The organism is Pseudoalteromonas rubra (genome assembly GCF_005887095.1).
Lineage (GTDB): Bacteria > Pseudomonadota > Gammaproteobacteria > Enterobacterales > Alteromonadaceae > Pseudoalteromonas > Pseudoalteromonas rubra_E.
The window spans coordinates 35,434-61,305 of record NZ_PNCI01000026.1 but is presented as its reverse complement, the minus strand read 5'-3'; the positions used below and the strand labels follow the sequence as shown (position 1 = coordinate 61,305).

Genomic DNA, 25,872 nt, shown 5'->3' with positions numbered 1-25,872 from the left:
CATTGTTATTCTTGTTCTAGTTCCATCAGTAATGCAGCTAAATCGGCGTCATCCACCTGACTTAACTGTACTTGCTCAATGTGACTGCTTAGCTGGCTTACGCTCTGATAGGCCAGCACATCGGCAATCGTCAGGCTGCTCAGGCCAAATGCCTCGTTGAGTCCTGCGACCAGCTGCATGGCCAAAATAGAGTTGCCCCCGAGTTTAAAGAAGTTGTCACTGAGCCCGACTTTGTCCTGGCCGAGAATGTTCTGCCATAAGTCACAAATGGTTCGCTCTGTCTCACTTTGTGGCGCCTGGTAGGGCATTAACTGGGTGAGCTGATAGCGACCCAGTGCCTTTTTATCGACTTTACCGCTGGGCGTCAGTGGCAGAGTGTCCAGTGCTATCAGATGAGTCGGCACCATAAAGTGAGGGAGCTGTGCTGATAAACCGGTGACCAGCTGCGTTTCTTCCGGTGCGCTCTGGGCGACATAAAACGCCGCCAGCACAGGCTCGGTCTGGGTCTGGTTGATGACCACAGCACACTGACTGACACCACTTTGCCGTTCAAGTACCGCTTCAATTTCCTGAAGTTCGATACGGTAGCCACGCAGCTTCACCTGATCATCCAGGCGCTGCAGGTAAGCCAGTTCACCATTGCCAAGCTGACGGACTAAATCTCCGGTCAGATAGGCATCGACAGATTGACCGTCAATATCCAGGGTAACGAACTTTTCGGCATTCAGCTCTGGGCGGTCACGGTAACCCATGGCAACGCCCTGGCCCGCGATGGCCAGTTGTCCCTTTGCACCAAAGCGTGCCAGCTGATTATGCTCATTCAGCACATACAACTGGGTATTGTGGATCGGGCAACCTATGGTTACGCGCTCACCGGGCAGGATCTGTTTGATGCTGGACCAGACGGTGGTTTCTGTCGGGCCATACATGTTCCACAGTGCCTGATTATCCTGTGCCAATTGTTGTGCCAGCGCATCGGGCAGAGCTTCACCACCAACCAGACAAGTGAGGTTAGATTTGCCTTGCCAGTTTGCGCTATACAGCAGACGCCAGGTGGCGGGCGTGCCCTGCATCAGGGTAATATCCTGCTGTGTAATCAGGGTACAAAGCTGTGCGCCATCTTTGCTTTGTACATCGTTCGCCAGTACCAAAGTGGCACCACAGTACAGTGGCAAGAAAAGTTCCAGCACAGAAATATCAAAGGAGTAGGGGGTAATGGCCAGCAGCTTGTCTGTGGCGGTGCACCCTGGTTTTTCAGCCATTGCGTACAAGAAGTTATTCATGTTGGCACGGCTGATATCAACCCCCTTAGGCAGACCCGTTGAACCCGAAGTGTAGATACAATAGGCCTGATTTTCAGGGCGATACTCAGGTGTTGTTAATGCACAGTTGGCCGCATCGAGCTGATTGATGTCAACAAGCTGGCAGTCTGCGCCAAGGCTAAAGCCGGACTCTGTACTATCGCTGAGTATAAATCTGACTCCCGCATCTGTTGCAATAAAGCTCAGACGCTCGCTGGGGTAGTCTGGGTCCAGTGGCAGATAGGCTGCACCACAATGAAGAATGGCAAGCAGGCTGATCAGCAAGTCTCCCTGGCGTGGCAGTGAGACTGCGATAAGGTCACCCGGTTGTATGCCAAGCTGGTGGAGTTGCATGGCACGCGTTTCAACCGCCTGCTGTAATGCTTCATAACTCCATTGTGCTTCGCCACAGATAAGCGCCGTCTGCTGCGGGTGCTGCGCGGTGTGGTGCGCCAGCTGTGCCAGTAAGTCAGGGATCTGCGCGGGGGCAATGGCTGTTCCTTGCGGCAGATTTGCCAAAGTGTCTGACTGAGCTGTGCTTTCTAATGCCTCTACCGAGCCGTCAAGGCTGCTCGCCAGCTGTGTCATAATCGCAATATAGCGTGCACGCAGCAAAGCTATGGTATCGGCAGAGAATAACTCTTCGCTGTATTCCAGGTGCCCTTTTATCCCCGCAGGAGAGGCGACCAGAGTTAAGGTCAGGTCAAATCTGGCGGTGTCATTGGGCGTATCCGGCAAAGACAGTGTCAGCGTATCCGTGATGGGATGTGACTGCTCCCCGGTGCTGCTTAAAAAGTTAAAGAACACCTGAAATAGCGGGTTGTAATTTAAAGCCCGGTCGACGTCCAGTAACTGGACTAACGATTGTAACGGCAGGCTCTGGTTGTCAAACCCAGACAAGATGCGTTCCTGCGTTTGTGTTAGCAGCTCAGTCAGAGTTTGCTCAGGCGTCAGTGTCATGCGAATTGGCAGGGAATTAACAAATAATCCCACAACCTGATCCAGTTGATGGCCCGGGCGTCCGGAAACCGGAATGCCAATGGCGAAATCCTGCTGCCTTGATTGCTCTTGCAATAAGAGTGCAAAAGCACACAGGGACAGGGTATATAGAGAGACACCAGCGCGGCTGGCCTGCTGTTCCAGCTGCTGACTTTGCGCCGCTGGCAGCGTCAACTCTAGACGACTTCCTCGGAAGCTGGGACGGGCCGGGCGAGGTGCATCGAGCGGCAAGTCCAGAGTATGCGGCATACCGTTTAACGCATCGAGCCAGTATTGCTGGCTGTGTGCTAAAAATGTCTGGCCCTGCTCAGTATGCTGCCAGTGGGCGTAATCCAGTAACTGCACCGTCAATTGATCTGGCTGCCAGTGATTACCCTGAAGCTGCTGATAATAACAGGCGGTCAGTTCTTTGATCAGCACATCCATTGAGGCGCCATCGCAGAGAATATGGTGGATCACTAACCCCAGCCAGTGACGGCCATCCTCTAGCTGATACAAGACCCAGCAGTAGGCTGGTTTGGCCAAATCGAACTTCTGCTTGAGCAGAGTATGAAAGTGCGCTTTTGCCTCTGTCTCATCCAGTTGCAGCGTTTGTAAAGGCAGCTCAACGGTGTTGAGCACTTGCTGGCGGGCTTCACCCTGATGCTCAACAAAACAGGTGCGCATTGCTTCGTGCCTGGCTGTCAGGGCTTGCAGTGTGCTGATGAGCACGGTTTTATCCAGCGGGCCATCAAGCTGTACTAACAGCGACATATTGTACAGTCCGGCTTCACCGGCATACGCATCCAGCACATACATCTGCTGCTGGCTGTGAGTCAGGGTGCCTGCTTCTGTGCGAGACACCGGTTGCAATGCACTCATACGCTGCTCGGTTTGCTGCTGCTCTAGTAATTGCGCTTGCTGTGCAATACTTGGCGCTGCGAAAAACTGCTTCAGCGTGAGTTCTTTATCTAACTGCTGCGTGATCTGACTGAGCACCTTGAGTGCTGCCAGTGAGTGACCCCCTTGCAGGAAAAAACTGGTTTCACAACAGAGCCCGGTTTTATTCAGTACCGTCTGCCAGATGGCCTGCAATGTCGCCTCAAGCTGCGAATTGGGCGCAGTACGCTGAGTCAGTGCGTTAACCACATCGGCTTTAGGCAGGGCTTTTTTATCAATTTTCCCCCGCGCGGTCAGCGGCAGCGCATCAAGTTGAATAATGTGCTCAGGGAGCATATAAGCGGGTAAAGTCTGAGCCAGCACATAGTTGAGCTTGTCTTGCTGTAACTGTGCCTGACTGACCACATACGCAACCAGGGTTGGCTGAGGTGTTTGTTGCATTACGCAAATACTGGCGGTCACACCAGTGATGTTGTTTAGCTGACGGCTGATTTCTTCCAGCTCAATCCGGTAGCCCCGGAATTTCACTTGCTCGTCAATGCGGCCTTTGAAATAGAGCAGCCCCTGTTGATCGTAATATGCCTGGTCGCCCGTTGCATACAAACGTTGCTGTAGCTGAGGGTGGACAGCAAATTTTTCGGCGCTTACCTCTGGCAGGTTTTGATAACCTTGCGCCAGGTTGTCACCACCAATATAGAGCTGGCCAAGCACATAAGGTGCAACTGCATGACCTTGCTGATCCAGCACATAGACCTGGCTGTGTGGCAGCGCAGAGCCAATTGGTACTGGCGAGCGGTGAATATCAAGCTGATTGACTTCGTGGGCACTGCAGCTGATAGTGGCTTCACTCGGTCCGTAGGCATTGATAAAGCGCTGGGTTTTGGGGTTGGCCAGCGCGAACCAGTTGGCAACGGTGCGATTTTGCAGTTGTTCAGTGCCGGTTACGACCAGTTTGATCTCACTTGGCAGCGGCTGTTCTGCATGACGCAGTTGCTCCATCCAGGCATGCAAATAGCCCGTAGGCAGACTCAGATGATTGAGTGCGTAGCGCGCAATCAGGTCACCCAAATCGGCAAAAGAGGGGGTGTCTTTTGCCGGACGCAGCACGACCTGACCACCGTGATAAAGGATCGGGAAAAACTCTTCCAGTGCCAGGTCAAATGACAATATCGAAAATTGCAGCGCTTTGGTATGTGCCCCCAGGTGATAGAGCCCGGCAACCGCCTGACAGTGGTTATTGAGCGCTTGTCTGGTTACGCGTACCCCTTTGGGCGTACCCGTAGAGCCTGAGGTATATACCAGATAACCCAGTTCAGGATCTGTGCTCGCCTGTGCATTAAGCACGGTCAGTGCAAGTTGGTTCGTATCATCAGTTAACATCACGCTTGCCTGGGCATCCCGGGCAATAAACTCGCGCCTGGACTGAGGTAAAGCAGGGTCTATGACAACGAAGGCACAACGGGCAAACTGGGCCGCCAGCATGGCTATCACGCAATGGTAGCTTTGCTCACAGCTAATGGCGACGGTCTGTCCGGTCTGTGCAACAGAGTGCAGCTCACTGCTGACACTGCGTACCACCTGGAGTAACTGGGTATAAGTAAGGCTGGTATCCTGATCCGGCTGTGCGCCGGGCGCAACCAGTGCAATGGACTCTCCCTGATGCTCAGACAATGCAATGAGTCGCTCACTGAAGCAGGGCACCAGATGTGATGGCTGAGGTTGATTCAGCAGCGCCGACTGTTGTGCGTAATCGAAGCTGCTAAGCTCACCAATAGTGCACTCAGAGCGGGTCAGCATCACATTGATGATAGTGGCGAGCTGGTGCTGCCACTGACGTACCTGCTCTTTCGTAAACAGCGCCGTGCGGAATTCAAAGTAGCCGCTAAATGTGTCACTGCTTTGCTGAATTTCCAGCGTAACATCCAGTTTGCTGTAGTGTCTTTGCACCGGGTAGGGCTGCCAAATTGGCGCCTCCTCAGAGTTTGATGGCGTGCTACTGCCCAGGTTATTAAATGAAAACATCACCTGGAACAGCGGATTCGTGCCACTGTCACGATCTGCCCCGAGCAAATCGACCAGTCGCTCAACTGTGACCTGATTACATTGCAGATCCTGATAGAAATGCTGCTGCAACCTGGAAATAAAAGCGCTAATCGGTGTGTTTGAGCTCACGCCTGCGGGGATCAGTAAGGTGTTGGCAAAGTTGCCCACCATAGCCCGTTGCTGCTGATTGGCACGTGCCAGCTCAGGCATGCCCACAATAAAATTATGCTGACCGGTCAGCTTATGTAGTAACAACTGATACGCAGCAAGAAAGAACACACATGGCGTGATAGCAAGTTGCTGGCAGCAAACAGTAATTTGCTTGCTGAGCGCGTTATCAAAGCTGAAGTTGACATAACTGCCTTGCTGTAAATCCTGCTCCGGTGATGCCGGGTTGAGCGCCAGAGACAAAGTATGCTCAGTGTCTGCAAGGCGGCTCAGCCAGTATTGTTCCATTGCACTGCGGTCACCGCTTTGGGTGGCGAGTAACTGAGTCAGCGTGTAGGCGGGCTCTGTCGGTACACTTATAGCACCCGAGTATAGAGCCATAATGGCGCGTTCTACCATCACCACCGAATAACCGTCCAGCGCAATATGGTGGAAACACAAGGTCAGCACGTATTCGTCTGCGGCCTCAGTGTTATGGAATAACCGGAACCGACACGGGTACTGACGACTGAGCTCAAACGGCACTTTTGCCTCGGCTTCAATCGCGTGTTTCATTTCGCTTGCTGAGTTCACCGGCACCTGCTCAAACGGGACCTTTTCCAGAGGCTGACTGAACTGTCTGGGCTCGTCTTTAACCATCACAAATTTACTGGTCAGGGCCGGGTGTTGTTGCATGACAGCGGCAATTGCTTGTTGCAATGCCGCAGTATCTGGTCTGCCAGCAAAGCGGTAGGCACGAAAAATATTATTCATGCCGCTGGTGGCATCCAGCTGATGGCTGAACCAGAAGCGTTGCTGCTTATCGCTCAGTCCCAGCAGGGCCAGACCCGCCTTTTGCTGTTGCAGTTGTTTCAGCCGCGCGAGTTTTTCTGCGCGGCTCAGAGTTGAGGCTGTCATCCTAGCTTTCCTCGCCATCCATCGCAGCCAGCAAGGCATCCAATTCCTGATCGGACAGTTGCTCGTCGATTTCGGCCTGTTCCGGTGCATGGGCAGGATCCACTGCCTGAGGTGCGCGCTGCTGCTCGTCCAGTTTGCGGACCAGCTGAGCGACCGTAGGGGCAGTGAACAGGTCTACCAGGGTAAGGTGTGCCTGTAGCAGCTCTTCGATGTTGGCAATGACTTTGACTGCGACCAGCGAGTGGCCACCCAGCATAAAGAAGTTGTCGTTACAACCAACCTGCTCCAGCCCCAGGGCTTGTGCAAAGATAGCGCACAGTGTCTGCTCACGTTCAGTCTGTGGTGCCACAAACTGCGCCAGCTTACTGCGTACATCAATCGGGTTCGCCTCAATAATGGCATTGCGATCCAACTTACCATTACTGGTTAACGGGAACTGCTCCGCTTTAACGAAGAAATCCGGGATCTGGAAGCCCATCAGCGCAGACTGACAGTGATCCAGCAATGCATCGTCCAGGTTCTTGTCTGCCTGATAGTACGCGGCCAGATGTTGATTATCTTCACCAGTTACAGCCACACACACGGCTTGTACGTCAGGATGCTGACCTATTACTTCTTCAATTTCATTGAGTTCAACCCTGAAACCACGCACCTTGACCTGGTTGTCGTTACGGCCGATAAACTCAAGCTGTCCCTGGGCATTTTCGCGCACCATATCGCCACTGCGATACAAGCGAACGGTGCGTTCAATCCCATGCAGTTTAAAGGTATGAGTGACAAAGCGTTGTGCGTTGAGCTCATTATCCAGATATCCCTGAGACAGTCCCAGTCCGGCCAGATACAACTCACCAATGCCACCTTGTGGTACACACTGGCCTTGCGCATCCAGCACAAACCCTTCGCTTCCTTTGATGGCTGTACCAATGGGCACTGAGCGTGACAGCGCAGTGGCTTCGAGGACGTCGGCTGTGAGTTGCTGACAGTATGAGAAAGTGGTGTTTTCTGTCGGTCCATAGCCATTGATCAGGATGCAGTGCGGATTGTGCTCCACAAACTTTTGCACTTTGTCCCGAGACAGCACGTCACCACCGGCCAGCAAATAACGCAGCGATGCTGGCAGGGCAGTTTGTTGTGCTTCAGCCAACTGATGGAACAGGCCTGCGGTTAACCACATATGGCTGATGTTGTGGGTGTTCAGGTAATCCTGATACTGGGCCAAAGACAGACGCTTCTGTGCTGGCACAACCAAAGTACCGCCATTGAGTAGTGGGGCATAGATTTCAAGTGTGGAAGCATCAAAGTACTGAGAGGAGTGCTGCAGCCATACGTCTTCACTGCCCAGGGCAATGAAATCAGGCTGTTCTACCAGGCGCAGTATCCCCGCTTGCGGAATGCGAACCCCTTTGGGTTTACCTGTAGAGCCAGAGGTGTACATGATGTATGCCGCCAAGTCCTGAGTACCTAAATCCAGCAATGGCGCATCAGACATATCGGCAATTTCGCTGACATGTACCAGGTTGAAGCGCTCAGCCAGCGTCAGTGCCTGCTGATCGGTAACAATCACCGGGCTGGCATTTAGCTGTGCCAGGTCATCAAGCATTGTTTGGGTACGGATTTCACCGCTGTCCAGGTCGATAGGCATATAACTCGCACCCAGACGAGCCGCCGCCAGCATGGCAGCATAGAGTTCAAAGCCGGGTTTAAGTACCAGGCCCAGAGTATCACCCGCAGTAACCTGTGCCTGTAGTGCTGCGGCTATGCTGGCAGAGCGCTGTTGCAATGCCAGGTAGCTGTACTCGGTTGAGTCTGCGTCAATAACGGCCGTGTTATTCGGGTATTGCGCAACCTGATGGTCGAACAGGGTTGCAACGGAAGGTGACAGCTGTGATGCGAGTTCATCTTCGTTCATCAGCAGCTGACTGGCAGAGCTGGCATTGATGGCCGTCAGCTGGTCAATAGGCTGATCCGGGTTTTGGGTCAGGTTAGCCAGCAGATGCATGAAGTTAGCCACCATTTCCTGCATGGTTTCTTTGGCAAACAGATCGGTACTGTATTCCCAGGTCATAACTGCTGCCGCGCGTCGTGATGTAGTTTGTCCTACGCGTTGCTCTGCATGCGGCGCGACTATGATGTTCAGGTCCAGCTTGGCCGATTTGTTGGTGTTAACCAGGCCATTAACCTGCAAGCCACCAAAGTCTGGCTCAGGGACTTCCGCATCATGGAAACTGAACATAGTCTGGAACAAGGGGTTGGCCTGTCCCATACGCTCAGGGCTGAGTTTCTGAACCAGTTGTTCAAATGGCATGTCCTGATAAGCATAGGCATCTAGACAGGTCTTACGCACGCGCTGCAGCAACTCAAGGAAGCTTGGGTTCCCTTCCAGGCTGGTACGTAGCACGATGCTGTTAACCATCATACCCATGATAGGGTGCAGCTCGGGTGCGGTACGCGACGCCGTACCGGCACCGATATTAATGTCAGTCTGGCCACTATATTTGTGCAGTAACACATAGTACGCGGCGATCATGGTCATATATAAGGTGAAGCCATTTTCGCGCGCAAACGTACGCAGTGATTCATACAGTTCAAAGTCCAAGTTGAACATGAGTGAGTCACCTCTAAACGACGGCTCCAGCGGGCGTGGATAGTCATAAGGCAACTCCAGTGCTGGTGGTAAATCTGCCAGCTTGTCCAGCCAGTATTGCTCCATTTCTTCGTAGTAGGCACCAGACATCACTTCACGTTGCCACAAACAGAAGTCGGCATAAGTGAACTTGAGCGGCGCCATTGAATGGGCTTTCCCTGCCAGTTTGGCCTCGTAGATGGCGTGCAGTTCTTTGGTGAAAATACCCACAGACCAGCCATCGTGGATCAGGTGGTGCTCAACCTGCAGCAGGCAGTGAGAATCTTCGGCCAGTTTGATCAGTTTCCAGCGGATCAGTGGCAGCTGAGTAATGTCGAATGGCTTCTGAGTCAGTTTAGGAAGTAACTCATCCAATTCTGCTCGTTGTTGTTCTTCGCTCAGGTGACTCATGTCCAGCGGAGTCAGGTCGACTTTGAACGGACTTTCGATGCGCTGATAAGGCACACCATCGTCATCATGGAAGGTACTGAACCACAGCGCATGACGGGCAACGATCTCTTCCAGCGTTTCTTCCAGGTAAGTGATGTTCAATGGACCGTCGAGATAGAAGGTCATCTGGAAGTTATAGGCCGTATTGGTTTTCTGTAATTGCTGCAGGAACCATACGCGTTCCTGCTGGAACGACAAGGGGTAGCGGTCCAGCTCCGGACGATGTGTCAGGCTGGGCAGCAGTTGCTGGCTGCTCTCGCTGTTACGCGCTTTCTGGGCGATCAGCTGAGCCTGTGCTGCCAGTGTTGGATAATCAAAGATCTCGCTGAAATTCAGTTTTACGCGGAAAACATCTTTAATTTTTGCCAGCAGTTTGATGGTCAGAATTGAGTGACCTCCCAAACGGAAGAAGTGGCTGTCTTCGCTCAGTGTTTCCGGAGAAAGTAACTGCTGCCAGATCACCGCCAGTGAGTTGAGGTAGTGATCCTCGAAATCGATTGTGACTACTTTGCGCTCCAGTGCCGGCAGTTTTTTCCGGTCATACTTACCGGTAATGGTTTTGGGGATATGTGGTAACTGCATCCAGTGACTGGGCACCATATAATCAGGCAGTCGCTCTGTCAGTGCATCACGTAGCGCCGCAGAGTCACACTCCACTGCCGCGGTGTAGTAAGCCGCCAGTTCCTGAGCACCCTGGTCGTTATCGACAACAACCAGAACCACTTCTGAAATGTCCTCCAGCTGCGCCAGGGCATGTTCAATTTCACCCAGCTCAACGCGGTAGCCGCGGATTTTGACCTGGTGGTCTTTACGGCCAGCATAGTAGAGCACGCCCTGTTTGATATAACCCAGATCGCCACTGAGGTAGCAGCGGCCAAGTTGTGGGTGCGCAACAAACGCGGCATCGGTCAGCTCACGCTGATTCAGATATTCCCGTGCCAGACCGGCGCCCGATATGGCAATCTCACCTAAAAACCCTTCCGGCAGACAGTGCAGAGACTGGCTCAGGATATGACAGGCGGCGTTGTCGATGGCACGACCGATAGGCAAGCGGGCGAGGGTCAGATGTGACTCATCCAGCTTAATTCGAGTGGTGACCACGGTCGCTTCTGTCGGGCCGTAGGTGTTGAATAAATCAATGTTCAGCTGGTGTTGCTGGCAGAAGGCGTGCCAGGCGCTGAAGCTTTGCTGGGTGAGCTCTTCGCCGCCGACAATGACTGTCTTTACTGATGCAGGCAGTGGCTGCTCAAGGGTGTTACTCCAGGCAATAAAGAATGCGGTTGGGAAGTTCAGGATACTCAGGTTATGGGCAGCAATAAAGTCGATGAATGCCTGTGGATCAGCCATGATGGCATCGTTTCGTAACACCAGTTTGGCACCCGCAAATAAGGTGGGGTAGATCTCTTCAACGGCGGTATCAAAGCTCACTGAAGCAAACTGCAAAGCGCTGCTTTGAGGCGTAATTTCGTAGCACTCTATCGCTGACAAAGTGTGGTTTAGCAAGGCGCTGCGTGGCACACTTACCCCTTTAGGGTTACCGGTAGAGCCAGAGGTATAAATGACGTAGGCTTCTGCCGTGTCTTCAACGTCTGCTGCCAGCAGTGTATCGGCATGTATGGATGTGACTTGCTCTGCACTCAGACAAGGTAGCTGACTATCGACGGCGACACGGGTGATCAACAGGGCCGGTTTCGCATCATCACAAATAAATGCCTGTCGGCTTGCTGGCATTTTAGGGTCAAGCGGAATATAGCTGGCACCAATGCGCAGGGTTGCCAGTGTTGCGACGATAAAAGGTAATCCTCTGTCGAGTGCAATGGCGACGCGTTGACCTGCTGTAATACCTTGCGCCTGCAATTGTTGTGCGCAGCCATTGATCAGTGTATTCAGTTCGCGATATGAGACTGACAGCTCTGCATCCACGATTGCAATTGATTCGCCCGGTTCACCCAGCTTGGCCAAATGTCCGTGCAGATGGTTGTTGTCCCACTGAGTACTAAAATCCGCTGCCGGCATAGCCGTCAGTACATGCTGGCTGTAAGGGTCCAACTGGGTCAGCGACTGTTGGGCTTGTTCAACACAGTTCAGCAGGAAAGTCTTGTAAAAGTCCAGCAACGCCTGAATATGTGCGGCGCTGTAATGCTTGGACTGATAACTGGCGTGCACACTGAGTGCGCCTGATGCCATGACATACAACGTCAGCGGGTAGTGGCTTTGTTCATAACCCACCACTTGCTGCATTGGAGCTTGCTGCGCATCTGATTGTTCATCATTGACCAGACGCTTAGGGAAGTTTTGGAAAATAAACAAAGTAGAAAATAAATGCTCAGTGATCGGCATTTTGACCGCTTGTTTAATTTGCTCCAAAGAGACATGGGCATGATCCCATGATGCCACTAAAGTGCTCTGGAACTGTTTCAGCCAGCTGGTGAAGTCGCTGTTGTGCTGTGCATCAATACGGATTGGTAGGGCATTACTGAAAAAGCCTGCAATGCTTTCCATGTTTGGCACCTGGTGCGGGCGACCTGCGACAACCGAGCCAATGACTGCGTCTTCACGTCTGCTGACCTGAGCTTCAAACAAGCCAAATGCGCCCAGCATCAGGGCATTTAATGTCACCCCCTGGCGCTGACAAAAATCGTTGAGCGTTGAAAATTCCTGCTCGCTGAAACCGAGCTTGGCCTGAGAGTTTTGTTGACTGACCTGCTCGGCCGCAAACCCCTGCAATTTGAGCGGAGCACTTGCTTGCGGCTCTCCCAGATGAGTATACCAGTGACCTAAAGATTGTTTGGTGTCCTGGGCCAGCAGCCATTTCACATAGTCTTTATACTGACCTCCCTGAGGCAGCGTCACAGCTGAACCCTGAAGCAGCTGGGATACAGCCAGTTCAAGCTGATTGGTGATCAGCGCCATGGACCATCCATCCAGTTGCAGGTGGGTAAAGTTAAAGGTCATCAGGTTATGCTCAGGAAGCAAATAATAGTCGACCCAGACTGGGGGCACTTTGCCTAACTCAAGCGGTTTACAGCGACTCTGCGCGCTATTGTCTAAGACACTCTGCTCGGCCTGCTGTTCGCTCATTGCACTGAAATCGTGCTGATGCCAGGGCAGGGTGTACTGACCCAGCACAGCTTGCAACGGCTGAGATTTATTTTCCCAGCTGTACACTGAGCGCAGTACCGGGTTGTGGTCAATGACGGCCTGCCAGGCCTGTTGCAAGATCTCTATCCGGGTCTCTTTTGCAACGATGAGGTTGAGCTGCTCTCGGTAGTTCTCGTCTGACTCTGTTGCATTAACCAGGTAAAACAACATGCCTCGTTGGGTTGCCGAAAGCGGGTACACAGCTTGTATTTCTTTGACAGAACTCATGGGTATTCCTTGTTTTCTTATATTTTTTATATTTTTAAAAATCAGGACTCGAACTCATCAAATAAGGACTGCAGATCCGCTTCTGATACGGCATCACCAATCACCTCAACGCCATGCATTTGCTGCTCGCTGGCTAGCGCAGTGTTGGGTGTAGAGTTCGGGATCAGGCTCTGAGCCAGATCCTTAATGGTTTGATGTTGAAATATATGGCCACTGTTGGCATTGAAACCCAGGGCCTGTAGTTGGCTCACCAGCTTTATCGCGGTGATCGAATCTCCGCCCAGGGCAAAGAAGTTACAATTGGTGCCAATGTCAGACAGGTTGAGCAGGCTTTTCCAAAGCTCCAGCAATTGCTGTTCCTGATCATTTGCCGGGGGAACGAGCTGATTGTATTCCGGGCTGGGCTCCAGTGAAGCCAGATGGTTTCTGTCTATCTTGCCACTGGGTGTGAGTGGTAATTTGTCCATCGCGATGATGAAATCTGGCACCATATAGGCCGGTAATACCTGACGGAGCTGAAATTGCAATTGCTCGCAATCTTGCGTTTGCGTCGGATCGGCAAAATAGGCGATGAGTTTTTGACTGCCGTTTGGCATGGTGTGCACAACCACACAGACTTTTTCCAGTGCCGCCAGTTGCTGAAGTTGACGCTCGATTTCTTGTAGCTCTATCCGGAAGCCTCGAATTTTAACCTGATGGTCATTTCGGCCCAGGCAGTAAAGCTCACCTTCGCAATTGATGTAGCCCAGATCGCCCGTGCGGTATGCTTTGACGGGACCCTGTGGGCTGTCCAGTGTGATAAAGCGCTCAGCAGTCTGGGATGCTAATCCGACATAGCCCTGACCTACACACGCACCAGCTATGACAATTTCCCCGCGCATCTGAGGCGGGCAGGGATTGCCCTGCTCGTCGAGGATATGGATTGCGCAATCATTGATTGGCTGGCCAAGTGGTATATCCTGGCTGATATTAGGGTCAACCAACTGGCAGGTTGCCCAGACTGTTGCCTCGGTGGGGCCATACATATTCCACAAGCACGCGACTTTGCCATTGAGTGCCTGAGCCAATGTCGTCGGCAAGCGTTCTCCGCCAGAGAGAGCGCGCACAGTCGGTTTACCTTCCCAGCCCGCATCAAGCAGCGATTGCCAGCCTGCAGGCGTTGCCTGCATCACAGTAATTGGCAGCGTGTTGAGCTGTTGCTTCAGGCTCAGACCATCCCTTTGCTGCTGTGGTGCAATGACCACTTCACCGCCAGCCATCAGTGGGGCAAACAGCTCCAAAACCGAAATATCAAAAGAAATGGGTGTAACCGCCAGCAAGGTATCGTGGCGAGTCAGTGACAACTGAGTGACCATACTGGTCAGGAAATTATCCAGGTTCCCATGATTGATCTTGACCCCTTTGGGTTGCCCGGTCGAGCCAGAGGTAAAAATGATATAGGCGAGCTGATCTGACTCTGGGAGCAGATCCAGGTCCGTCGGTACTACTGGCTGTGCTCTAAGCTCATCTAATGTCATCTGAGCAAAAGTGCCACTAAGCTGCTGCGTGTGTTCACACAGGATGAGCTTACACTGGCCTTTTTGTGCTATGTATTCAAGACGTTGCTGCGGATAATCAGGATCCATCGGAATGTAAATCAGACCAAGGCGCAGGGCTGCAAGCATTGCGATAACCATATCACAGTGGCGCTCAAGCATCAGTCCCAGGTGATCGCCTTGTTTGAGTCCCTGGTCTAGCAGGTTTTGTGCCAGTAAATTAATCTGATTATTAAGAGATTCATAACTTATCTGCTGCTGATGACAGCGTAGTGCAATGGCGTGAGGCTGATGCTGTGCGTGCTCAGCAAGGGCACCAAGCAGGGTGCGTTTTGGTGCAATCTGTGTCGATGTGAGCTGCGCCAGAGTTGGATACTTAATCTCTGTCAGGGCGCGTTTTACCGTTTGCTCCCGGGTATCCATTAATTGTGTGAGCAAGGGCACCAGGCTGTCGCTCATCATGGTCATCAACTCGGTGCTGAACAGGTCTTCCCGATATTGCCAGAGGACCCGTGCTTCATTTGGCGCGGTGACAATCTTAAGGGTCAAATCGTACTTTGAGGTTGCCTGTGCTGAACTGACAAACGACCAGCTTTGCGTATCTGAATGTGCTTGGTCGGTACTGGTGTGGTTAGACACCAGGATCTGAAACAGTGGGTTCACGTATGGCTGGCGAGCCGGTTTTAATTGCTCCAGTACGTATTCAAAGGGCACATCCTGATAGCGCATCAGCGCGTTCTGTTTACCCTTGATGTAGTCAATGAGTTCAGCAAAAGACCAGTTATAGTCAAGCTGATGACGCAGCGGTAACAGGTTTAAAAAGCAGCCAAGTACCTGATCCATATTCGCTGTCGGGCGATGGATCACGGGTGTACCGAACATCACATCATCCACTTTACTCCAGTGGCCCAGTAGTATCGCCAGAACGGTGTGATAAAACGAAAACTCGGTGATCCGTGCTTCCTGACAAAGCTGCTTTACTGAATCTGCCAGCGCATCGGGAATGGTAACGGGGATGGTTTGCGCCGTGCTGCGGGTATTTTGCGCGTGTGGCGCTCTAAGCGGTAAGCGATGTAGCTGAGGCGCACCGCGCAAGGTCTCAATAAACGCATCAGCATGGCGCTGAAAAGCTGGGCTCGAGAGGTGTTGCTTTTGCCATAGCGCATAATCGCGATATTGCTCCGCTGTGGCTGGCGTGGTGTGTTGCTGGTACGAAGTAAACAGCTGAGCAACAAACGTCTGACAGGCGGTTTCGTCAAGTGCGATATGGTGAAACAACAAACACAGATCGCAGCCCGTGGCGGTATGGAAAAAGGCAACACGCACCGGCATATCCGTTTCCAGTTCAAATAAATGAGCTGAGAAGGCCTGTACCTGCGCCGTCAAATCTTGTTCGCTACTTTGTTGACACTGGTAATGAGCCACAGTGAGTGTCAAATCAGATTGTATACGCTGATAAACCTCATCGTCTTTTTCGTAGTAACAGGTATGAAATATTTCATGACTGGAAATCAAATTTCGGATCGTGGTCTCCAGCTTGTGTGTATCCCAGCTGCTGTCGAACCTGATCCACATTGGAATATTGAAGTCGGTACTACCAGGCTGAAGCTGTTGTGTCAGCCAAATACGTTTTTGGCTCAGCGATGCAGGCGCATCACCTGACAGGCGGGAAGCCTGTTGTCCTTCAAGGTAGGCAATGATATGAGATTTCCGGCCCGAAATTCTAGACAGGATTGAGCGATCTTTGAGCCGCCGGTTCGTCTTGTAACCCAGTTTTCCGTCTTCAATAAACAGCGAAACACCTGCTGAATCTGCTTCCTGGATCAAGCTCTGGATATCCATGTTGCCTCCTTGGATATAGAGAATTGGTTATTTTTGTTTGTTGTTTTTGTTACAGCAATTAAAGGTGTTGTTTTCATTTTATTGCAATTTGGATTTAGAGTACCTAAGGCTTGGAAATTGTCAAGATTAAAAAAAATCAAATTTAGTTTGATTTGTGCTCATCTTGTGTGTTTATTAGGTATTAAGTGGCTTTTGGTGCTTGCAAATTAATTAATTCATGTTTGTTTGTATGCACTTACAAACTGTTTTGTGTTGCTGTGGTTAATTTTAAGTATTGAAATTGTGAGTTTTATTTTATTGTGTAAATTGGGATGAAAAGTGAACTTTTTGTGCGATTTATGAACTGTGTTGCGCAAAACTCATAACATCTGAGTTCGCTGCTTTGTTACATGTGCCCTCGTGTATTTTGCTCAAATTTTGAGTGCACATAAAAAGAACTCGTGGGTGACTCGGTGTATTTGTGTGAGTCCTTGTCATGGTAATAAAACTTCGCATTGAGTATGTCGTTGATTAAGCGACCACTAACTTTGCTCTGCGAATAACGAGTAATAGTTGGGTCATTATGAGGGTGTCTGGCATCTCATACTGCTGTGCCGGAACACCGAGTCAGGCATCTTGTTTCAGGTTGTTGCGCGCATCGTGTGGCAAGAGATATGACGCTTATTGCAACAATGGTTTAGCCAATCACAGGCAACATGAACAGAGTTACACAGAGTCACGCTGGTTTGCATGACAACCAGTGCAAGACCTTATGTACTGAATTTTATAAATATAATAATACCGGGAGAGATACAGTGATTGTCGACAGAGCTAATCCAGGCATGGCTAAGGAAATAACCAGTTTGGCTCAATCCAGCTTAGATGCTGCAACAGTGACCCAGGCAGCAACCAGGCTGAATACAGACAAAGCGCAGATGTTGTTTAGCTGCTTCGCACTGGTGTATGCCAGATATTACCAGATGTCACCAGCGAGGATGCGATATGTAGATAAAGCTGATGTTAGCTCAGCAAGCAATACCGAACAGGTATGTGACTTACATCTTGACCCCACGATGACAGTGCAGCAATGGCACGACTATGTGTGTGCGCAGTCAACAGCAGCGCTCCCTGCGCCAACAGACCCGGCAGAGAATACAGATACGCTGTTGCCGGTTTTTCATGTGACAGAGTCTGCCAAGGCAGACATTGAACGTCTGTCATTTACTGTGCTGTTAAACATGTCATCTGCCGGGCACCTTGAGTGGTTTTATGATGCCCGGCAGATAGACCGTCAAACCGTGGAGACGCTTGCCGATTGGCTAACCTTTGTGATCACAGAGGTCGCGGTTGACCCAAATCAGTCTTTGAACACCTTGGCCTATTACCATGAGACATTGTCTCCCCCGGTTACGCAATCGCCTAAAAGCATTGTCGATGTAATTGACCAACTCTCTGAGCATGCTCCCCGAACCCTTGCTGTGTGTGACAGTGATGAGCAAATCGATTATCGCACTTTAGTGACTCGCTCCTGTCATCTGGCAGCACAACTTGCTGAGCAGGTTGACTCGGGTACTCGGGTAGGTGTCATGCTGCCCGGCTCAGTGGCTGCACTGGTGGCACAGCTTGCGTTATGGCGCTTAGGCGCGACCTTTGTACCGCTTGACCCAGGATATCCGGCACAAAGGCTGGCACATATAATGACGGATGCAGGCCTCAAATGTGTGCTCACAGATGCCGCTAATGAGCACAAAAGTGCTCTCGATGGTGTGAAGAGCTATCGGTATGATGTCCTGATGGCACAAACACATAACAAGGTCTGGCACCCACCCGAGATAGACACCAGTTTGTCTGCCTATATTATCTATACCTCTGGATCGACCGGTTTACCTAAGGGCGTGCCGATAAGCTATGATGCTTTTGCTGCGCACATTCACGCCATGTCTGAACATTTGGCGTTATCAGATCAGGATGCCGTGTTGTCATTTGCGTCCTTAAACGTAGATACCGCGCTGGAGCAGATCTGGGTGGGACTATGTGCGGGTGCAGCGGTGCATATTAAGGGCGAGCGGCTGTGGCGCCATCAGGAGCTGACCGACTATCTGTTGCAACATCAGATCACTTGTACCGATCTACCGCCGGCACTGGTCGCTGAACTGCTCAGTGAGCAAGCGAACGAGATGGCTTTTTGGCAGCAAACCCAGTTACATACTTTAGTACTGGGCGGAGAAACCCTGAACCCCCAGATTGTTCGTCGCTGGGAAGAATTGGCGCTGTTTTCTCGCTGTCGATTATTTAATGCCTATGGACCCACTGAAGCAACCATTACCTCTACCTGGCATCAGGTAACACCGGCTGATTTGTCGCGTGTCAGTATTCCCATCGGTAAGTTATGTGGGCCCAGAATTGCGTTAGTGGTTGATAGTGAGGGTCATGAACAGCCTCCCGGTGCGGTTGGGGAATTATTGTTGGCTGGACCTTGCCTGAGCTCAGGTTATCTGAATCGTGAAGAAGAAAACCGCAGCAAGTTTATTCAATATCGTGGCATGCGTTGGTACCGCAGTGGTGATTTAGTCAGACAAGGCCCCGGTGGTGAGTTCTACTTCCTGGGACGTGCCGATGAGCAGGTAAAAGTACGGGGCTTTCGTGTCGAGCTGGGCGAGATTGACAGCCAACTGGCACGTCATGACCGGATCCGCAGTATAGCGGTGGTCGACATTATGCGAGGACAGAGCCAACAGCTGGTTGCCTTCTATGTTGCGCAGGGAGAGTCGCCCACTGGCGGGGAACTCAGCGAATTTGCCGCATCTCGTCTGCCAGGGCATATGGTACCGAACCAATTTGTCGCCCTGAGTGAATTACCTCTGTTACCCAATGGAAAGGTCAATCGCCGGGCACTGCGAGACCATCGTTTGCCTGAGACTGTGGACAGCGAAATCGTCGCACCTCAGTCGCCACTACAAACACAGCTTAGAGCGATCTGGGCACAGGCGTTTGAACTGCGCGAAGAGTCGCTTAGTTGTACTGCACACTTTTTTGCGCTGGGCGGGCACTCCCTGATTGGTCTGCGGATACTGGGTGCCATTAGCGAGCAGTTGATAGCAGACCTTGAATTTCAAACCCTGCTTACTTACCCCACCATAGTGGATTTGGCAAACCATCTTGAACTCGACACTGCGTCATTGGCAAAGGAAGCGAACCCATTGCCCGCCATCTCGGTGCAACCTGATGCAGCAGGTGGTCCGGTGGTATCCTTTGCACAGCAACAGATGTGGCTGGCCAGTCAGCACGAAGGTTTGGAGGAAAATGGACAACACAGCTATTTAGTGCCTCTGACACTGTCGCTTAGCGGCCCGCTGGAGATCATGCGTTTGCAAGCTGCATTGGATCTGTGGCTGGCACATAACCCAATCTTACGCACTCGTCTGGTGATGGATGAAGACGGCCTGTTGCAGCCCCAGCTCGCTGACACTACGCAGCTGCCATTGCAACACATTGAACTGAGTCAGCTGGATGAAGCACAGCAATCACAGCGCATTGCACAGGTCCGTGCTGAGTTGGGCCGCGGACTGACACCAGCCAGTTCGCTGATGGTGAACGCCTGTTTGATTAGCGTGTCTGAGCAGCGCCACCTTTTATGTTGTGTGTTTCATCACATCGCAGTTGATGACTGGTCGGTCAATTTACTGTGCCAGCAACTCAGTGAGTTTTATCAGCATGCGGTTGAGCCTGGTGAGCGGGCAGGTTATGGGGATTATGCTCGCTGGCAAAAGCAACACTGGGAGGGCAGTGAGCAGGCGCAGGCCATGAGTCAGTATTGGCAGACGCAGTTAGAGTCGTTGCCGGCTCTGCATGGTATTGCCCTCGACAAACCGCGCAGTCATTTGTCACTCAATGAGGAGCAATCACCCGCGGCGGGTATGGTACGAGTTGTATTGCCACAGGGGGTTGGTCAGCAGTTAGCTGAATTCGCCAAGCGCCATGGCACCTCAGAGTTTGTGGTATTGCAAAGTATATTTGCGCTGGTGGTAAGCCTGTTTAGCCGTGAAGAAGATGTCGTAATTGGGTCACCCATGGCGAATCGCCAACAGCGGGCTACCCAGGATATGGTCGGATATTTTGTTAATCCGGTGGCTATTCGCAGTCAGGTTAATCGTCAGCACACTCTTGAGCAGTTTATCGCCAGTCAGCACGACACCATTATGGCGGCGATGGTACACCAGGCGTTTCCCTTTTCTCATTTGGTCGATGCGCTCAACCCGCCACGTCAGGAACACGTTCATCCGATTTTTCAGATCTTATTCAACTTTTTGGGCAAGAACCCACATCGTGAACACTTTACACTGGGCGAGGTTGAAGCTCAGGTACTGACTGAACAAGACACTCAGGCGAAGTTTGATCTGACCCTGGATATCTGGCAGAGCATGGATGACCAGCTCACCACCAGCCTTTACTATAACAGTGCTTTGTTTGACAGCACGACCGCGGAGTCAATTCTGTCGCAATTCTGTGAGGCCCTGAATCACTGGCTGACAGAGTCTACTCAACCTCTGCATCAGTTAGCAAGTGTAACAGCTCAGCCCGCCCGGGAGGCGGTGCTGGCACTTGGCAAAGGGGAAGAGCGTGGGCTGGGTGAGTCCTTTGTGCAACGCCTGAACCGCCTCAGTGAACAATGTGACGGCCGCCCGGCGCTGATTGACGATAATCGTTCTCTCAGTTACCGGGAGCTGGCACAACAGGCTCATGCATTGGCTGGTTATTTGCAAAGTAACGGGGTGGAGCAAGGTGATGCCGTTGCTGTGATGATGCCTCGCTGTGTCGAGTATCTTGTCGCTGTGTATGCCTGCCATTTGTGTGGCGCGGCATTTGTCCCTGTTGATACTCACTTCCCGGTTGAGCGAGTTAATAATATCGCCAGCCAAGCTGGTATCCATTGCTTGCTGAGTGTGTCGGAAGTTGACAAGGCACCAGAATTGGCGTGTGAATTTATCGATGTACGGGTTGCGATTGCACAGGGGGTGAGTTGTCAACCGGTAATCAACCATCCACAAGATACGGCCTATATGCTGTTTACGTCCGGTTCAACCGGCACGCCCAAAGGGGTTATTGTCACCCAGCGTAACTTAAGCTACTTTTTAACTACCAATGATACGGATACATTTTCGGCGCATGATCCTCGTAATGTACGGTGGGGCTGGCGCCTGGCGTTTGTCTTTGACGGCTCCATGCTGGGGCTGGGCGCTGTCGCTGCTGGTGCAACTGTGGTGCTGGCAGACGAAGCGACCTGTCAGGATCCAGAGCGTTATGCGGAGTTTTGTCGTCAGCATCAGCTCACTCACTGTTGTGTCACCCCTTCATTTTGTGAGCTATTTATCGAGCAATGGCCGGATGTTGCACAGATGCCAAACCTGGGGATGGGAGGCGAGTCGATTTCGCCGTCATTATGGGCGCGCCTCAATGAGATTGCCGCTCAAACCGGGTTGAGCATCATCAATTACTACGGTCCGACAGAAATCACGGTACATGCCACATGCTGTGATATCAGCACATCAGCTTTACCAAGTATCGGCAGGGTGGCAAGCAATGCGCAGATTTATCTGGTCGATGACTGCGGTGCCTTGTTACCTCGTGGCGCGATTGGTGAAATATGGGTAGCAGGTAGTGGCGTCACGTCCGGTTATCTGGGCCAGCCTGCATTGACTGCGGAAAAATTCATTGAAAATCCCTTTGGTCCTGGTTTGGTTTATAAAACCGGCGATCTGGGGCGCTGGAATACACAAGGGCAGCTTACTTTTCAGGGACGCGCAGATACGCAATTAAAACTGCGTGGCTATCGAATTGAGCCCGGCGAGGTCGAATCAGTTATTGCTCAGCATGAAGTCGTGCAGCAAGCGTTTGTAACAGCGCACCGCCAGCAGCTGGTTGCTTATGTGGCAGTGGGTGATGTCGCTGAGGGCGCGCATGCTGAGCTGCAGCGTGCTTTACAGGTGAACCTGAATGCGCAGCTCCCGGCCTACATGGTACCTACCCACTTTGTTTTTATACCTCAGCTGCCTTTGACTCTGAACGGCAAGGTCAACAAAAAAGCATTGCCGCTTCCTCAGGCGAGTGGCGCAGATGAGTATGTTGCACCGGGCGATGTTACTGAGGTGAAGCTCTGCGAAATGTGGGCAGAAGTTTTAACGCTGGACGCCTCGCAGATCAGTGTGCACAGCAACTTCTTTACGCTGGGTGGCCACTCCTTACTGGCAACCAAGCTGATCAGCATGATCAAGAAAGTGTTTGGCTATCCGCTGACAATGACACAGCTGTTTGCCAATCCAAACATTGCCGCGCTGGCATCCCTGCTGCCAGCGCCTCAGGCAGCCGACAGTGCTGTACGCAGTGAAATACAATTTGACCCCAATGCAGACGTCGTATTGTCATTTGCGCAGCAACAGATGTGGCTGGCCTGTGAAATGAGTGACAATCAGGCTGGGTACTTACTGCCACTACACCTGGCATTGCACGGCTCAGTTGATGCTGCCCGACTTGATACAGCACTGGTTAGCCTGCTCACTCGCCATACCGTGTTGCGTACTTCCATTGAGCGCACCGGGGAGGGGATTGCTGCTCGGGTAAACCCTGTACCGGACAGGGTTTTAAGTCAGGTTGACTTGCGTGAGTACAATACCGCGCAACAGCAAGAGGCCATTGCCAAAGTGGCTGAGCAAGTGGTAACCACACTGACACCTGCCAGCAACCTTATGCTGCATGCCGTCTTGTTTACGCTCGGTACTGAGCAGTATGAGCTGAGATTATGGTGCCATCATATCGCAGCGGATGGCTGGTCTGTCGAGCTGCTGGGTAATGAATTATCCGCTTTGTATATTGACCCCAAAGCACAGCATGACGTGACGTTACAATACAGTGACTTTGCACGTTGGCAGCGTGAGCACTTTGCTGAGCAAGATGTGCTGCCGTCACTGCGTGAATACTGGCAGACGCAGCTCACCGATTTACCGAGTTTACACAGTTTGCCGATAGATGGTGCACCTGAGGGGGCTCTGCATACCGCGCATACCTGTCGGGTGACACTTGATGAAAAGCAAAACCAGCAGCTGAAAGCATTTTCGGGTGCTCATGATGTTACCTCGTTTGTGACATTACAGAGCGCATTTGCCTTACTGCTGGCACAATTTGGCGCCGAGCAAGACGTGGTAATGGGTACGCCGATGGCGAATCGTCGTCATGAAGAAACTCAGTCACTGATTGGCTATTTCGTTAATTCAGTGGTGCTGCGCAGCGCGGTAGACTGGACAGACAGCTTCAGCACTATGCTTGTCCGACAAAAAGCCATGATCCTTGATGCATATGAGCATCAGGAACTGCCATTTGAACAGCTGGTTGAGCTCTTACAGCCGCAACGCGTGCATGGTCGTCATCCGCTTTTCCAGATCATGTTCAATTATTTATCCAGTGATGAACGACTGACGTCGTTTGCCTTGCCGGGTGTCCGGGTAAGTACATTGCCCCCAGAGCAAAGCGCCGCTAAGTTTGATCTGTCACTGAATATCATAGAGCGCGACTCTGGAGCGTTGAGTATCGAAGTGGATTACGCCACGAGTCTGTTCAGTGAGGCAATGATAAACAGCATGTTGTCTCAGTTCGTGCATATTATCTCGGTATGTTGCGCTGCGCCTTCTGAGCCACTCAATGCACTTGATTTACTGGCACCGGAGCAAGTTACAGTCGTGCGTGAGCAGCTGGGTCACGGGTCTGAGCAGACTGTGCAGTCGGTACTCATGCCACAGCGCTTGTCTGATCTGGCTGCCGCTCGTCCGGCGCACATTGCCGTGCACGATGCGCATGCTCAACTGAGTTATGCTGAGCTGGATCATCAGGCCAGACAGTATGCTGCGGGTCTTCAGCAGCTGGGTGTAAAGCCGGGTGATACGCTGGCATTGTTGCTACCCAAAGATGTGCATTTGGTGGCATTGCTACAAGCAATTCATCTGTGTGGCGGCGTCTATATCCCGTTGGATGAAAGCTATCCGACTGAGCGGATAGACAACATCTGTCAGCAAGCCGATGTGCGCTTTATTATCAGTTGTGAGTCGTTGCAAACACTGTATCGGGGTGAACGTGTGGTCCACCAGCTGAAAACCCTCAGTGCTGACCATAACCGCTATCAGAGTGTGGATGTCTGTGCGCAAGATACCGCGTATATATTATTTACATCTGGCTCAACTGGTGAGCCAAAAGGGGTGCAGGTGAGCCATGGCAACCTGGCTCACTTTATTGGAGTGATGCAAGATACTGTACTCAGTGGTCGTGATGTCAGGGATGTGTGCTGGGGCTGGCGTGCGCCGCTGGTCTTTGATGCCTCGGTGGTTGGCCTTGCTGCACTGGCACTGGGCGGACAGCTATGGATGTGTGACAGAGAAACCAGCCGGGATCCAGTTAAATATGCGGCGTTCGTTCAGCAACAGGGTATCAATCTGACCTTTGCAACCCCCTCGTTTGCTCAGCTGATGCTCGATGCCTGGCCACAGGATAAGCCTATCCCGGATCTTGTGTTAGGCGGAGAGGCGCTGGAGCAGCCCCTTTGGTCACAACTGGTCACTCTGCGTGAACAGGAGCACCGGGCTTATAACGTCTATGGACCAACGGAAACAACGGTTTATGTGACCTGTACTGAGGTAACCGGCGACACAACGCATCTGGGGCAAACCGTAGCCAGCACCCAGCTTTATGTGCTTGACGCTTACCAGCGTCTGCAACCATTTGGTGCGAAAGGCGAACTTTACATCGCAGGTAGCGGGGTCTCTCTGGGTTATCTGAATCGTGACCAGCAAACCCGAGACAGCTTCCTGAATAACCCGTTTGGTGCAGGAAAACTGTACCGCAGTGGCGATCTGGTGCGCTGGGATGAGGCACGCCGACTGGCGTACATGGGTCGGGCGGATGACCAAATCAAACTGCGCGGTTTGCGAATCGAATTGGGAGAGATCACTCGCTTGATGAGTAACAGCGGCCTGGTCAAACAGGCTTGCGTGCAGGTTGTTGAACAGCATTTGGTTGCCTACTTTACGGCATCTGAAACAGCGGCAGGCAACCTTACTCGTCAACTGACACAACATCTGAGCGAAAAGTTGCCGGATTATATGGTGCCTTCACAGTGTATTTTGCTTGATGAAATGCCATTGACTGTAAACGGAAAAGTAGATAAACGCAGGTTACCCGCACCAAATATCGTTGAGCAGGCCTACCAGGGGCCGGCTAATGAAACAGAGCAACAATTGGTTGAGCTGTGGGGTCAGGTATTGGGCCGCAAGGCTGATGAAATCAGTACAACGGCCAATTTCTTTGCGCTGGGCGGGCACTCCTTGCTGGCAGCTAAGCTGATCACGTTGATCAATGGGGCGTTTGGGGGCGACTGGTCACTGGCGAGTGTCTTTAAGTATGCAAGCGTTCAGGCCCAGGCTGGGATGGTTGCGCAGCACACGCAGATTACTCACAGTATCGAAATTGAGCGCTCAGAGAGGGATGAACCTGTGCTGTCTATGGCACAGCGCCAGATGTGGCTGGCCTGTGAGATGAGTGACGACCAGGCAGGTTACTATATCCCGCTTTATCTGCGCTTTGAAACTTGCCCGGATCCTGAACGTCTGGACCGAGCCTTATGTGCTTTACTTGAGCACAATCCGGTACTGAGAACCTCAGTGGTTCAGCAAGATAATGAACTGACAGCAAAACTGAATGCCCAGCCCGATAGCCTACTGACCTTCGATGACCTGTCGGATTGTGA

4 protein-coding genes (1 of these 4 only partly in view) are annotated in these 25,872 nt (G+C 51.8%); 1 reads left to right on the top strand and 3 read right to left on the bottom strand.

What is annotated here, in order from left to right; all coding sequences use genetic code 11:
* Nucleotides 1-5: 5 nt before the first annotated feature.
* Genes CWB99_RS11975 through CWB99_RS11965 form a run of 3 tightly spaced genes read right to left on the bottom strand, consistent with a single transcriptional unit; the run spans nucleotide 6 to nucleotide 16,106 of the window.
* Nucleotides 6-6,287: a non-ribosomal peptide synthetase gene (locus CWB99_RS11975; protein WP_171045328.1), complete on the bottom strand. Its 6,282-nt coding sequence runs from the start codon at nucleotides 6,285-6,287 to the stop codon at nucleotides 6-8.
* 1 nt (nucleotide 6,288) lies between these two features.
* Nucleotides 6,289-12,729, bottom strand: a complete 6,441-nt coding sequence (locus CWB99_RS11970; RefSeq protein WP_138553218.1) for a non-ribosomal peptide synthetase — start codon at nucleotides 12,727-12,729, stop codon at nucleotides 6,289-6,291.
* 41 nt (nucleotides 12,730-12,770) lie between these two features.
* Nucleotides 12,771-16,106 (bottom strand): non-ribosomal peptide synthetase, encoded by a 3,336-nt coding sequence (locus tag CWB99_RS11965; RefSeq protein WP_138553219.1) that lies wholly within the window; start codon nucleotides 16,104-16,106, stop codon nucleotides 12,771-12,773.
* Between the two features lie 794 nt (nucleotides 16,107-16,900).
* Here CWB99_RS11965 and CWB99_RS11960 point away from each other — a divergent pair.
* Nucleotides 16,901-25,872 carry the 5' portion of a non-ribosomal peptide synthase/polyketide synthase gene (locus tag CWB99_RS11960; RefSeq protein ID WP_138686211.1) on the top strand. 18,565 nt of this gene lie beyond the right edge of the window, so the window shows 8,972 of its 27,537 coding nt (coding positions 1-8,972); it begins with the start codon at nucleotides 16,901-16,903; its stop codon lies off the right edge, out of view.

Excerpts from the sequence above, each read along its gene's own strand:
- CWB99_RS11970 (WP_138553218.1), bottom strand. The coding sequence starts at position 12,729 with ATGAGTTCTGTCAAAGAAATACAAGCTGTGTACCCGCTTTCGGCAACC.
- CWB99_RS11975 (WP_171045328.1), bottom strand. The coding sequence starts at position 6,287 with ATGACAGCCTCAACTCTGAGCCGCGCAGAAAAACTCGCGCGGCTGAAA.
- CWB99_RS11965 (WP_138553219.1), bottom strand. The coding sequence starts at position 16,106 with ATGGATATCCAGAGCTTGATCCAGGAAGCAGATTCAGCAGGTGTTTCG.